General features: G+C 35.3%; 12 protein-coding genes. 3 read left to right on the forward strand and 9 right to left on the reverse strand.

Going from position 1 to position 13,922, the window contains the following annotated elements; genetic code table 11:
- Nucleotides 1–96: 96 nt before the first annotated feature.
- From J7604_RS07125 to J7604_RS07140, 4 genes are all read right to left on the reverse strand, one after another.
- Nucleotides 97–1,032, reverse strand: a complete 936-nt coding sequence (locus J7604_RS07125) for an SdiA-regulated domain-containing protein (protein ID WP_293893266.1) — start codon at nt 1,030–1,032, stop codon at nt 97–99.
- Nucleotides 1,033–1,102: 70 nt separating this feature from the next.
- The gene (locus J7604_RS07130; protein WP_028979851.1) at nt 1,103–1,324 is read right to left on the reverse strand and encodes a YwbE family protein; all 222 of its coding nucleotides are present in this window, start codon (nt 1,322–1,324) and stop codon (nt 1,103–1,105) included.
- A gap of 248 nt (nt 1,325–1,572) precedes the next feature.
- Nucleotides 1,573–4,236, reverse strand: a complete 2,664-nt coding sequence (locus J7604_RS07135; protein ID WP_293893273.1) for an Ig-like domain-containing protein — start codon at nt 4,234–4,236, stop codon at nt 1,573–1,575.
- A gap of 267 nt (nt 4,237–4,503) precedes the next feature.
- Nucleotides 4,504–5,181 carry a DKNYY domain-containing protein gene (locus J7604_RS07140; protein ID WP_293893276.1) on the reverse strand — a complete coding sequence of 226 codons (678 nt, stop codon included), beginning with the start codon at nt 5,179–5,181 and terminating at the stop codon, nt 4,504–4,506.
- Nucleotides 5,182–5,537: 356 nt separating this feature from the next.
- Here J7604_RS07140 and J7604_RS07145 point away from each other — a divergent pair, with 356 nt between their 5' ends.
- On the forward strand, nt 5,538–7,598 hold the full coding sequence (locus J7604_RS07145; protein WP_293893279.1) for a glycosyl hydrolase: 2,061 nt from the start codon (nt 5,538–5,540) through the stop codon (nt 7,596–7,598).
- Nucleotides 7,599–7,797: 199 nt separating this feature from the next.
- Nucleotides 7,798–8,187: a hypothetical protein gene (locus tag J7604_RS07150; RefSeq protein ID WP_293893283.1), complete on the forward strand. Its 390-nt coding sequence runs from the start codon at nt 7,798–7,800 to the stop codon at nt 8,185–8,187.
- Nucleotides 8,188–8,520: 333 nt separating this feature from the next.
- On the opposite strand, the gene J7604_RS07155 is transcribed toward J7604_RS07150, so the two are convergent.
- The 3 genes from J7604_RS07155 to J7604_RS07165 all read right to left on the reverse strand — a co-directional run bounded on the left by J7604_RS07155 (nt 8,521) and on the right by J7604_RS07165 (nt 10,642).
- The gene (locus J7604_RS07155; RefSeq protein ID WP_293893286.1) at nt 8,521–9,030 is read right to left on the reverse strand and encodes a hypothetical protein; all 510 of its coding nucleotides are present in this window, start codon (nt 9,028–9,030) and stop codon (nt 8,521–8,523) included.
- Between the two features lie 390 nt (nt 9,031–9,420).
- Nucleotides 9,421–9,972, reverse strand: coding sequence for a DUF1287 domain-containing protein (locus J7604_RS07160; protein WP_293893289.1), 552 nt, complete (start codon nt 9,970–9,972; stop codon nt 9,421–9,423).
- Nucleotides 9,973–10,132: 160 nt separating this feature from the next.
- Nucleotides 10,133–10,642, reverse strand: a complete 510-nt coding sequence (locus tag J7604_RS07165; RefSeq protein WP_293893292.1) for a hypothetical protein — start codon at nt 10,640–10,642, stop codon at nt 10,133–10,135.
- A gap of 143 nt (nt 10,643–10,785) precedes the next feature.
- On the opposite strand from J7604_RS07165, the gene J7604_RS07170 reads away from it, so the two are divergent.
- Nucleotides 10,786–11,031 (forward strand): hypothetical protein, encoded by a 246-nt coding sequence (locus J7604_RS07170; RefSeq protein WP_293893295.1) that lies wholly within the window; start codon nt 10,786–10,788, stop codon nt 11,029–11,031.
- Between the two features lie 114 nt (nt 11,032–11,145).
- Here J7604_RS07170 and J7604_RS07175 read toward each other — a convergent pair whose 3' ends face one another.
- The gene (locus tag J7604_RS07175) at nt 11,146–12,555 is read right to left on the reverse strand and encodes a S41 family peptidase (protein WP_293893298.1); all 1,410 of its coding nucleotides are present in this window, start codon (nt 12,553–12,555) and stop codon (nt 11,146–11,148) included.
- A gap of 136 nt (nt 12,556–12,691) precedes the next feature.
- Nucleotides 12,692–13,693: a DUF4105 domain-containing protein gene (locus J7604_RS07180; RefSeq protein ID WP_293893301.1), complete on the reverse strand. Its 1,002-nt coding sequence runs from the start codon at nt 13,691–13,693 to the stop codon at nt 12,692–12,694.
- Between the last annotated feature and the right edge of the window lie 229 nt (nt 13,694–13,922).

The following is a 13,922-nucleotide window of genomic DNA, read 5'->3' on the forward strand; positions in this document are numbered from 1 at the left end:
TGTGACTGAAGACTTTATAAATGTCCTTTCACGTTGCCTAATTCTTTAAAATTCCTTAACAATTATTTAGCATATGATTAAATTGAGGGGCAAATATTAATTTTTAATCGGACAAAATTTGAATGTCAGAATAGTAGGAACATTACCACTTGCTTCATTAGAGATTAGCATTGTTCCGTTAGGTGAAAAAGCAATTCCTTCAGCTTTGGGAAATAAATCAGAATTTAATTTTGAAATGTATTTGATGTTCCCATTTCTGTCAATCACTATCAATAAATTGTCGGCAGCTGATAATATATAGATATCACTTGTAATAGGATGGACTGCAAGGTCAGAAGGGCGAAAATTAAATGGTTTTAATTTCCCTTTTTTGGTATATTCTTTTTGCTCAATATTGAAACTTAGGGCGACTTTTTCTAATTCGTTTATATTAATCCTGAAGGCCGGTTTCGATTTAAACTCTTTTTTAGTTAGACTATATTCATAAATAAAACGCTCTGATTTATTATTAGCTGGTTTGCTTTTTCCAGCGATAAGCAGCCGGTTTTGCAGACTGTCGAAGCATAGTCCTTCATTGTTTGCTGTTTCGATTGACGGGCTGGTATGTTGAATTTCCTTACCTCCTGTTTGTACATTGAAATTGCCCCACTCTGTTAATCGGCCATCGCTACGCAATATGTACAGCGATTTTCTTGTGTAAGTAACGCCTTCAAAATCTCCATCCTGGTCAAACTTATGCTCGTAGACTATTGAATTATTATTTAAATTATAAATGAATGCTGATCCTAATTCATCTTGAATGCAAGCTACATGAGCAGAGTCAATGAATGTTAATCCAGATACCTCATTAAGAATTTCCGGCAAAGTATAAGTAGCTGTAGGCTTGTTTAAGTCATAGGGGAGGTTGGTAGAAGTTTTCTCTATACCACTGCTTGTTTTGTCTGAATCTTCACGGATGTCAGTTTTTATATTTTTTGAATTGCAACCGGAGATTAGAATAACAATAAAAAGGGCGTTAAGTATGACTTTCATTATATGTGTAACGAATTAAATTATTGCTTATTCTTTTATTCAAGAGTATAAGCTGCTACAAATTTGTTTATTAGTCTTCCAAAGGATTTCCAATCTCATCTGTAAGAATTTTTTGTACTCTTCCTACTTGTCCGTCATCCAGTTTAACCTTTATACCTCTTGAATGGTGCAGTGAACTGGTGAGTATGGCCTTAACAATTCCATTAGTGAGCTTTCCGGTGGCTTGATCTTTTTTTAGAACTATCTCTACTTCCATTCCGGGTTTGATGTTCTTACGGTATTGGTTTTGCATAAAGTATCTGAAAATCTTGCTGTATGAGTTAAGATTTGTGGAATGAAAGATATAAAGACTTTGATATTGTTAATATCTCTAATATCCCACAAATCGCAATTTTGACAATTATTTCAAAAATGGCAAAAAAAATAGAATGTTACTGAATTGGAGGGTATAAAAAGAAACAGGCTGCCCAGAAGCAGCCTGTTTCTTTTACGAAAGCTCTTGTGATTATCTTGTAAACGAAGCAACAAGAAGTGGACAGCTTATTTTTTGATGATTTTTGTTGATATAACTTCGGTTTCGGTTTGTACAATTACAGAATAGAAGCCTGGAGCAAGGTTTTCGCCTATTAAAATTTCATTTGAACGTATCCCTGTAACTCTTTCCGCAATTCCTCCAGATGCCGATATGATGGTCACGGATACTATTGATCCTTTGTTCTCTAAGCTTATGGTGGTAGTGTTGTCAAATGGCAAAGGAGATACATTGATACCAGACTTGATAGAACCTAATGTTGAGGTTACACACTCTGTTTCTGATTTATTACAGCCACAATTTCCTGGAGTTATTTTGTTTGGATCATTTGGACATTCATCGCCAGCAGAAGCTACATAACCCGCAGGTTGGGTACATGCATCAATGGTGATTCTAATATCTCCTTGACCGTCACCGTCGGCATCCTGATACCATGCAGATGCTGATATTTCTTCAATTTGAGTAACTCCTGATGTCGCTTTGCATCCATTTGCATCAGTTATTTCCACACTATATGCACCCGCAGATTTCGCTTCATATAGAGGATTCTCTCCAACCTTGCTGCTGCCTTTATACCAATTGTAGGTAGATCCTCCTAGACTTGCTGTCAAGGTCACGGATCCACCTGAGCAGAATGAATTAGAAGGTGTAGTGATGCGTGCTATCGGTAAAGAATTTACAGAGATTTGTTTTACTTCGGAAGTAGCTTTACATCCATTGGTATTAGTCACTTCAACGGTATACGCACCGGCAACTTTAGCGGTATAGGTAGAGGCTGTTCCAACTTGTGTTGTTCCATTGAACCATTTGTAAGAAGATCCTGAACTAGCTGTAAGTATTGCAGACTCACCTTCGCAGAAACTGCTTGCAGGTGCTGTGATTGTGGCAGAAGGTAATGCATTTACTCCTATTTGTTTTATAGCAGATGTTGCTTTACAGCCATTAGAGTTTGTAATTTCAACGGTATATGCACCGGCAACTTTTGCGGTATAGGTAGAGGCTGTTCCAACTTGTGTTGTTCCATTGAACCATTTGTAAGAAGATCCTGAACTAGCTGTAAGTATTGCAGACTCACCTTCGCAGAAACTGCTTGCAGGTGCTGCGATTGTGGCCGAAGGTAAAGGATTTACGGTTATTTGTTTTGCGGCAGAGGTAGCTTTACAACCGCTTGAGTTGGTAACCTCAACGGTATAAGAGCCAGCAGTTTTAGCTGTATAAGTTGAAGCTGTGCCTACTTGAGAAGTTCCATTCATCCATACATATGAAGATCCTGAACTGGATGTCAATACAACAGATTCGCCTTCACATAAACTGGTTGAAGCTGAAGAAATTGTCGCAGTTGGCAATGCAGATACTGTTACACTGATTACAGATGACTCACCTGTTGCATTTGCGTTGTCTGTCGCTACTGCTTTAAGAGATAACGTTCCTGCTGCAGTTGGAGTGAAGTCATATGAATAGGGAGATGAATTGTCTGAGCCTAATAAGGTTGATCCATTATAAAAATCAACTTTGGAGATATTACCGTCAGTGTCTGTGGCAGTGGCGCTAAGTGTTATTTTGGTTCCTACGCATGCAGATGATGGAGATGAACTCAATACTGCAGTTGGAGCTTGGTTTACAGGAGTACCACAGCCACACTGTGTTGGTCCGTCAAGAGTGGCGCCTGCTCCACATGAAGTATTGGTGACAAGGCCTTGAACGTTACTTGCAGCAGCTATTGTCAGAGAATATGGAGGTGTAAAAGAAGTGTTTTTACCTGCAGTATTACCGGAAGTGTTTGTGAAGATATTATTTCTGGCAGTAACTGCTGTAAAATCATTTTCATAAAGGTCAATTGGTTTGTTTACCCCAATGAAAACATTGCTTTCGATTAACAGATCGGCCTTGTATCCTGCTCTTATGCAGCTGTTTGAAACTGTGCTGTTAAAGAGGTTATTTGCAAGATGTATTTTCCCAAAGCGTACTCTGGGCATTCTTTCTACACATCCTTGTCCCCACCAGCAGTATTGAAATGTAATTCTAAGCTTTCCATCATCCCCAGTTGCTCCATCAGAACTTCCTATAAGGTTGGTATATCTATGGTCGTCAGATCCGCCGGGACCTCCAGCTTTTGGTGCTTTAAGATAACTGAATTTACACCATGTAGCTGTTATATAATCTGAAGCTGTTTTTATATCAAAATTTCCATCCATACCATCTCTGAAATCACAATGGTCTACCCAGAAATTTTGACAGTTTTCAAGTGTAAGGTTGTCATTTCCATCTGTATCATAGGCACCAGGACCTTCAAATGTCAGGTTACGCATGATAAAGTTTGTACATCTTTTGATGTAAAAAATTCCTGAGCCGTCTGCAGTCATGTCCACAGAGACCAATTTTGAACCTGGTAAACCAATGATGGTTTTGCCGCTTTGGTCCTGGATATTGATCCTGCCTGCTGTAGGAAAAGTAATAGTACCTTGTACATGTACTACTTTTACTGAAGCAGTTGTAAGTGCAGATTTTAAATCTGAATAAGTACTTACAACTTTCGGTGTTGCAGTGCCTCCTCCGGTAACGCCTCCGTTCTGAGTGGCCCAGCCTACTACTTTACACTGATCCTGTGAATAGGCTATAGTTGTAGTGAATAAAACAATTGAGGCTAAGAGTAATCGTATACTTCTTCTCATGTTATATTGAATTAGTTGTTTTCGTTTAAAGATGTGTTCAATTGTATTGCTAATACCTGAGAATATACCGGAGGTAACGATTTTTGAATTTTTATTTAAAAAAATAGTAAGATATCCTGTTTGAGCTATATAGGGTTTTGAATTTCAGGTTTTTAATTCTTACTAGGATGCTTGAATTGCAAGGCTGTATGGTAAATCATTTCACAGACAAAAAAATATTTATAGTCCGTTTAAAAAGTAGTAGAATTATATGAATAATCTTTATAATTACTTTATTACTATAATTTGAGTAGGAGGATTAAATTTCCAAACATGGTTTTTATCTTTTAAAATAAAGTTTCTAATCGTATCATTCAGTGGATTTGAATGATCATACTGAAAGGTTTCCGGGTCAGCTCCTTCAAAAATTTCATCACCAAAGTATACCTTATTTTTGTCAACAGCGAATCGAAGAGATTCTGATCCATTAATGATTCTAAATGATTGGCCATCACTATTTTTTATGACATTTCCGAAATAGAATGCAGAATTTTTATCTGAGGCATATTCATTTCCAAGATACTTAAATGTTTGTGGGTCTGCATTCTTGATTATGTAATCAGTGCAATAACAAACTCCCCAATTCTTTCCGTCTACACAAGCAATCTGCAAAGGGTAATAGACTCTATTTTTATCTCGGGCATATTCGGAGCCAAGATATACTTCAAATGATGCAGTGTCAACATTTTTCATTGGATGATCATTGAATTGAACTTCCCCACAGTAGACTTGGTCGCCGTTCCTAAAATATCTTTTTATTTTTTTATTGTTGCTTAACTTAAACCAGCCTTTAGAAGCAGGTCTGATGGTCTCAATATTTGCATAGTCTTCTTCTGTTTTCTTTTGTGAGCAAGCGGAAATCAGAATAGTCAAAAGGGTAATTTGGGTCTGCAACTTTAGTCTCATAGTTAAAAATACCACTTCTATTTATATAAAATTCTCAACAGCAATTTCTTAAATAATTTAGAAGTAACTGCAGTAGTCTCAATATTTTTTGCTTTAAGTGAATTAAAGCATCTATTGTAATCAATGGATTTTTATGGTTTTCAGGAAAAATTTCATTTTTCTCCTGATTTGAGTGTTTACCAAATAACCATTTGTTCATACCATCCATAAGTAGAAGTATCTATTCCTGGATTTTGATTTAAATATTGGATTATAAGGGTCTGATTAGTATTGTATTGTTTTCTTAGGAGGACTTCACTTATTATTAAATACCTAATAGAATATCGAGATCTTCAATTAAAAACAACAGATAAAATATGATTTTAAAATTTACCAAATCTTTAATTGTGTTTTCAATCCTGTTTTTTGCAGGACAGGCTTACAGTCAGAAGTTTGAGGCCGAAAATGCTACACTCGCTCCGGCAACTAGTAATCCTGCAATTGTTCAGGCCTGCGACAGCTGTTCTAACAAAGCCATTGTCTCTACGCGTGAGTCAGGGTTTACCTTACCTCTTACAGTTGCTAAAGAGGCAAAGTACAATGTTTATATCAAAGTAAGTGCTGCGTATGGTCCAAAGATCAATACAATAAAATTGGATGATCTTTCTACTTCACTTGATCTGGTTGAAAATACAGCCTTTTTAAGAGTAAAAGTAATGAGCAATCTCAAACTCACAGCTGGCGCTCATACCTTTGTTTTTGAGAAAAGCTGGGGTTGGGTAAACGTTGATTACATTGAGCTTGAAGAAGTACAACCTCAATTTTCAGCTAAGCTTGAAGCTGAGGATGGTACACTTACTCCTTTAGCTAACGGAGCTGAAGTGATCACATGCGCTAGCTGTTCAGGGGGAAAGGTCGTTTCTACAAAAGACAGTGGCTTTAAAATTGATGCTTTAATAAGCAAAGCTTCCAATTACAATATTTATTTAATGGTAGCCTCTCCCAATGGTAATAAGACTAACACTTTAACTTTAGATCCAGGTACTACAAATGCACTTTCAGTTGATTTCAGCACCACAGACGCTGGGTATGTGAAAATTAAAGTAGTCTCGAATCAAAAGCTTACAGCTGGGGCTCATGTAATTGAGGTTAGCAAGAATTGGGGATGGATCAATGTAGATTATATTGAATTTGAGGAAGTTGTTGGTCCAAGATTTAATCTTACGCAATCTTTGTCAACTCCAAATCCTATTGATGAAGCCTCTTGCCTTTATAATTATCTGCTTCTGAACTACGGAAAGAAAATCGTTTCTGGTGTTATGACGCTTGAAAGTTTTGATGAAACCAATAAGCTAAAAACACAGACAGGTAAAGAGCCAGGACTTATGGGGCTCGATTTTATGCATAACAACAGGGGGTATGGCTGGTATGATGAGCAGCTAAACCTTAAAGATGCTAAAACGTGGACTGCTAAAAATGGTATTGTGGAAATGACGTGGCACTGGAGAGATCCGCTTAGAAAGACTGAAGGGTTTTATAAACCTGATGGAGAGAAGCCAGCGAACGAAGTGACGGACTTTGATATTTCAAAAATAAATGATCCTTCTTCTGCTGAATACAAAGCAATGGTGAGCGATATTGATGCAATATCTATAAGGCTTAAAGAATTTGAGGAAAATAAAATTCCTGTATTATGGAGACCATTACATGAGGCTGCAGGAGGATGGTTCTGGTGGGGAGCTAAATCTGGCGCAGATCTTCAGAAACTATGGAAGCTTATATATGACAGAATGGTGAATGTTCACGGCTTGAGAAATCTTATCTGGGTATGGACAAACAATGGTAATGATGAGCAATGGTATCCCGGAGATGCTTATGTAGATATTGTAGGTATTGATATCTATAGTGAAAATGGAGATCATGGTTCTCAGATATTAACATTTAATTCATTGAATGAAAGATATCAAGGGAAGAAAATGTTGGCATTGACTGAAGTTGGAACAAGTCCTGACGCTGATCTGCTGGTAAGAGATGAAGCTGCCTGGTCCTGGTATATGCCTTGGTATGGAAAATGGGCCAGTGATAATATTGAAAAATATACAAACTGGGATTTGTGGAAGAAAAACTTAGGACATGATTATGTTCTGTCATTGAATGAGATGCCCGCACTCAAGGAAATATGTGCCATTACAAGTGTTGATGAAAAGAGAACTGCAGAAAAGGCATTTGAAGTTTATCCAACCTTGATTGAAGATCAACTAACTATAAAGGCTGTAGAAGGTGTTAGATCAGTTGCAATATACAATGCAATGGGAGATTTGATAGGAAAGTTTGAGGGTAACAGAGATAACTTGGTAATGCCTTTTTCTGAGCACAGACCAGGCTTGTATTTCGTAGTTATAAATGAAACTAAAACCTTCAAGGTTATTAAAAAATAAGTTTTAACAGTTAAAATGGTAATAGGGCTGTTGCATTTTTTGCAACAGCCTTTTGCTTTTAATTGGTTTGGTCGTTTTACAAAAAGAACTTGTATGATATGTTAATTGGACTTTTGGTTTAGTAAATGGCTGAAAATCTAGGGAGTTACTTTTTTCTTTAAATTTCACTAAATTGTATGGCTAAATCAGAATGAATTTAATGAAACAACTACTTTTTATAACCGCATTCTTCTTATTTTCCTTAAGCCTATTCGGGCAATCTTCAGATTTGAGAAAATTCAGAAATGGTAGATTTAAAGTTCATTCAGATAGTGAAGGAGATTATATTATCATTCGTAAAGGTTCACGCCAGATTGAGTTTATGGAAAAAATAGGAGTAGAGGCTGAATTCATTGTAAAATGGAAGAGTGATAGTGTTTATACATTAAGACCAGCAAGAGGCTCTGTCAGACTATTTCCGAAATTTCCTAAAAATGCTGTTTTAACAGTAAGGATACTCAAGGCAAAAGAACACTCTTATATACAGTTGACAAGCTCTAATTTTGACGATTATAAATATACTTCTGAAATTTTTAAAGTTGAAGACTAGAATTTTGAGAGCTACTAAAATACATTTCATTAAGTCGGATTAAAAAGAAGTATTAATGAGCAGAATATGTTCATAAAGTTAAAAGTTATATTGTTGATGGGATAAGATATAGTGATCAAATGATTACGATAACAAAATGAAATTCAACGGATGTATTGGAATAAAGCGGCCCACTAAATGTGGGCCGCTTTATTTTGGTATGGCTTTCATATAACTTTTTCAAAGTTAAAATATTAGAAATATAGAATAGAGCAATTCCTATAGCAGAAGTTTCTTGCTGTTCAATCTGCCGTTGAATTTCTATGTACAATAAGATTATTACTGGAACAATCCCTAGAACAGCCAATGTCCATGTTGCGATAAGTTCATGTTAAGTATGCTCAGTATACAATCTCTTAGGTTATTGAAATGGTATATTAATGCTGCCAAAAGAGCTGCCTGACCAATAAGTGTTGCTGAAATAATAGCTATAGATGCTTTGCCAACCCTTTGGCTCCATCTTACAGCGATACTTGCAATACAGAAAACAGATTGGGCTATAAGAATTGTTGTTATTGTGTTCATATTAAACCTTAAAGACTTATAAGTACTGACGCAAACTGCTGTTGAAGGATTAGAGATAAGGATACAACTAAGGAATTTGTCAAGTTCTGTTACTGCCGAAAGTATTAATGTTGCTGCAATTGTTGAATTTACTGCTGCCAATATCATTATAACAATAGATCTTCCGGCAGTGAAGAATCCTGAGTTTGTTATAATAGCTATACCAATGAGTCCTGCTGCTAATGCAATTGCTACTCCTCCGAAAGTAAGCAATGCTAGTACTGAGTTGAAATCGCACATATGTTTTTGTTAAGAGTGAAAAATGTTTACTGGAACAAGTTTTAATTGAAAGTGAAAATTCGTTTCGAGCATAAAGACAATTAAGCATTAACAAAAGATGCATCTTGATCAGTACCTTTGATCAAATGTATTTTTGTTGATCCACAGCTTTGCTAGAAATAGATTTTTTAAGACAATTATTAATTTCTACTGATTGATTATGACGAGAGAACGTCAATTTTTTAGTAGTGTAAACTTAGTAGGCCAGGTCGCAAATCATTTGCGTTTGGAAAAAAAGTAATTATCCCTTTGCTAAGAGGGAAATTAAAAAGTTTGGGTTTAAGCCTGACTTCAGGCTTTTTGTTAATAATAAGAATGTATGATGCAACAATAAAGTCTCAATTGTGATTCTTACTTTTTATATCTGTAATGTCCTATGATTTTGTAGCTGAATAAGCAATCTTCCACAACCTGTCCTGCACCGATATTATGTACTAAAAGATATCTCTGACCATCTGCCGATTTATTTTTAACCACAATTCCGATATGCGTTACTGCATCGTATAAGTTCCAGCAAACGATATCTCCAGGTTGATAATCTTTTGGATTTTGAGAAATGATTTTAGCGCTGTTGTGTCTTGAGAAAAACATCATGAGATTGGGCACTCGTCTGTGGTCTATGTTTTTGTCGGGTTTAGTGAGTCCCCATTTGGAGGGGTACTTGTTGAAGTTGACTTTCATGTCTTCATGCACTTCTTTCTGAAGGTCAATGCCAAGCTTTCTATACGCACGGATTACAACATCTGTGCAAACTCCTTTACCATTGGGAGTATCTCCATTCGGATAATTAATTACAAAGTATGTCGGATCATATACGACTTTCTGTTTGGTTAAAACAAGGGCAGAGTCTGCTAATCTTTCATAAAAATTTGTTTGAGCAAATGCTGAACTCAAAGTTATCATGAAAAAAAAGATGATTAAAAAACGGATCTTCATAGTTTGAACGTTTGAAAAAAAAATGATATTACATTCGACAAAAAGATCAAACAAATGAAGTGCCAGGTTTGAGGAGTCTCGAATATATGGAGATTAGAATAGGTATGGTGATGAAAAATTATGGGTGCTAACCCAACAAGCCAAGATTTTGACGGGACCATTTCGCGATAAAATTAATCCTTTGGGAATTAAATATAATCTCATTGTCAATTAAATATCTTCTCAAAGTATTTACAGACTCTTCATTCTGACAATCGAACAATGAAATCTCCTTGTTCTTTATCATTATAAAAAATGATATGTATTTTTCTTCATCTCCTTTCTCTTTAGAATAAATTTCAAGTGGTCCTTTTAGTTTGTAGATGTAATCATATTTAAATTCAATGAATAGAATGATTGAATACTTCCTGATGATTGAATTTTGAACATTGATTTCTATAATGTCTTTTTTTGTGAAGCAGACGACTCCAATCACAAACACCAGGCACAGAAAGATTATTGCAAGTGTTGATAGATCGGATAAAAGTATTCCAGTTGAGGATAGTAGAAATACAAAGGCGAATTTTGCAATAAGGTCTTTTGTTGTTTTTTTTAATACTAATGTTTTTCCATCAAAGCTGATTTTAATTTCACTCATAAATTTATAATAATTAGTTTGAACGTTATATTCCTAATTGTCGCATCCATCCTCTAAGGCTCTTATTTAAATCAGTATCATCGCTTTTAAATAGAACCCTTAACGTATACTGTTTGCTCACTGTACATCCTTGTCTATATTCAATGATGTCATTTGATTCTTTGGCTTGCTCAATGTTTATTATATCTTCATTATTCAGGATCATCTTCTTTCTTTTACTCAATTGCTCAGCAACTCTGGTAGATAAATATTTTAAAGAAGGTTGGGTAGAGGTAAAGAGTGACTTTAATGAATCATACTTTTCCTGGTGGATTAATTCAGAAATTAATTTTACTGGCGCAGATACAACCGCTGCTTTACCAAATGCAAACCCAATTATGGTATATTGAGTGGTATCAGAATTGCCTTGACTAAATCCTGGTATACAAGTGGAGAAAAGTGTGCTAAAGATTAATTAGTATTTCATAGTATGTATATTGAATAAAAGGTTCTTGAATCAGAATCTACTGTTTTCGATATGTCTCTGTGTATTTTTCGTTGGTTCCTATTCTGATTGAAGACACTTGGTTGTTGTTGTTTCTTATAAAGGTTATGTATTTAAATCGATTGCAGGCGAAGTTGTCATTACCTTTTGGTAAGAGAACTTCTTTTGGAAAATTATCATAAATCAAAATGAGTTGATTGCCCTTCTCAAGGATTTTCACTCTTCTGTAGTTACCAATATAGTCTCTTGAATTAGAAATAATTTCATAAACTGGAATTTGTGTCTCGGTTCTTCCTTTGTAATATTTTGTTTTATTCTGTTGAGAGTTTTTCCCAGTCCTTTTTAAAGCAGAATGATAAGCTTCGTCAAATGCATTATCTGCATCAACTAACACATCCGGCGTTATTCCTTTTGCCTCCCAGGTATAATTATTATTGTCCTTGTCGAATACCTTGTCGATAGGGATAGTGCAAGAATAATATTTTGTTATTTGGTATCCACCATGTCCATTTGCTCCACCTCCTGTTTGTTCTCCTATAATCCTAACATTAGAGTTTAATTTTTTTAATGCATAGCAGGTAAGTTCGGCTGCTGAAAAGGTAGCATTACTTGTAAGTATGTAGATGCTTTTGCCTTTTGCAAACTTAAAGTTGTTTTGTTTAGGAGTGTAAAGATCATTTACAGTAGGCTTCCAATCACTAGGAATCGTATCATACCGTAAATTCCTTTCACTGGTAATGATGTATGCTTTCGTTTGGGAGGTGAAAAAGGAAGAAAAATAACTAGCAAGATATTCCATTCCTCCCGTGTTTTTACGCAAATCTATTATTATAGAATTAGTGTTTTTAAGGAAGGACATTACTGATCTTAAGCTTATTCTATCTTTATTTAACTTTTTATCATATGATTCTGAGGTAAAATCATTTATTTCAAGATAACCGATATTTCCTGGAAGGATTTTAATTGGGCCGTAGGTAAATTTATCAGTTTTGCATCTTTTTAAATATCTTTTGTAATCTCTTTTGTATTTAACTCTTTTTAATTTTGTAATAACATATGAGCCTGCTTTGACTTTCCCATTCTTGTTACGAACATATTCAGGATATTTATGGATGCTTTCTCTAACAGAATCTGTTTCTTTATGAAAAGCAATGATATTGATATGACCATCATGACTAATTTTCCTAAGATCCATAGTCACTTCATAAGTAAACTCATCAATGTTTAATGTTGTATCATATCCTCCTGATTGATGTTTTTGATTAATGAAATCAACCATTTCTTTGGCTTTGTCATAAGAGACATAAGAATATAGAAAGTCGTATTTGAGTCCTTCTATAATTTTATGTTTGGTAGAGTCTGTTTGGGCTTTGGCCTGATAACAATAGTAAAAAGTGAGTGCTAAAGTCAAAATTCTGAATAAATTCATTTTTAAAAATCAATTCCATTAAGTCATGGAAGGCTGAGTGCTCATCCACATGTTTCTTTAATTTAATAAATTTTTCTGTGTAAAAGAATATTTTAGGTTGGAATTAATTTTGTGGTAAATGATTTATTTACGAAAATTACTCTTCTACTTTAGGAAGATTTGCTCTGATATGCTTTGAGAAATCAGGTGAATGTTCTGCATCACCCGCTTGAGCAACGCCATTGATTTTCGATAACTTACGAAGTTCTCCAAAAGGCATTTTTGTGTTTATAAATCCTCTTCCATAAAGATACTGATCGATAAAACCGTTGAGGAAATGATATAAATTAAATCCACCAGTTCTACCTGCTTTGTTTGCATAACGTATAATATTAATCGTACAGCTGTTGCTCAGAAGGTGATAAAATTCAGGTTTATCTGCCAGTTCATTTATTCTGGATAAATAAATCAACAGCAGTGTACGTGCGTTTTCCGCTGAGATTCTTATTGGATAAAGGTATACTTCCTCATGCCTGTGGTTGGTGCGAACACCTACAATGTCTCTTTCATCTCCGACCACATAGATCAACTCAAATTGTTTAAAAAGTGAGGCTATAGGAGAGAAGCCTTCTCCAACTTCCGGACGAGTCTCTATGGATATACAGAGAGGCAAAGCATTGTCGAAATTAAAACTGACAAATGTATGTCCCACAGGACCTACCTGCCAGTATGAGATGAAAAAGTCTACCGAGGTAAGATGGGAAAGCAAATAGTCCCTATCTTCAAAGTGCGCTGTAAAGTCAGTGTAGGACCTATAGTCGAAGTGCCTGTATCCTTTGATATGAATTGAGTCACCATTGATCGTTACCCTTGGCATTACGGAAACTTCCGGTCGCCAATTTCTTTTATGCGTAGGTTTAATTGTCATCCACCAAGCAAGCAGAAATGCATAGGTAATAGCGAAAAGATAGATCCATCTGGGGTTTTTGTTAATCCAGAAAGCCCAGATACCAAATGCCAGGAATATAATTGCAAGAACGATGCGCAAAGCTAGTGCTGGAAGGTTTGAAAAATAGATTGCCAGAGTTCCCCATAACAAAAGAAAAAATATCAGAACTGATGTTAATATAGATCCCAAGATTCCTAACAAGTTTTTCATATGCTGCGATCTACAATGTTCTTAATTAAGTATTTCCTCTTGAACTAGTCCTTATGTTCCAAGTGATAACTTGTATAATGAATGGAAGTTATTTTTATTAATATGGCTCATTCCGGTAAGGAAAATTTTGAAAAAGGCTCCTACTCATATTTGATTATTCAAGCCTCCATTATTAATTATCCTTATTTTACTCTAAAGGCGTTTAACGTTGTTGTTTGTGTATAATGCT

It is taken from the genome of Sporocytophaga sp. (genome assembly GCF_017745095.1).
GTDB lineage: Bacteria > Bacteroidota > Bacteroidia > Cytophagales > Cytophagaceae > Sporocytophaga.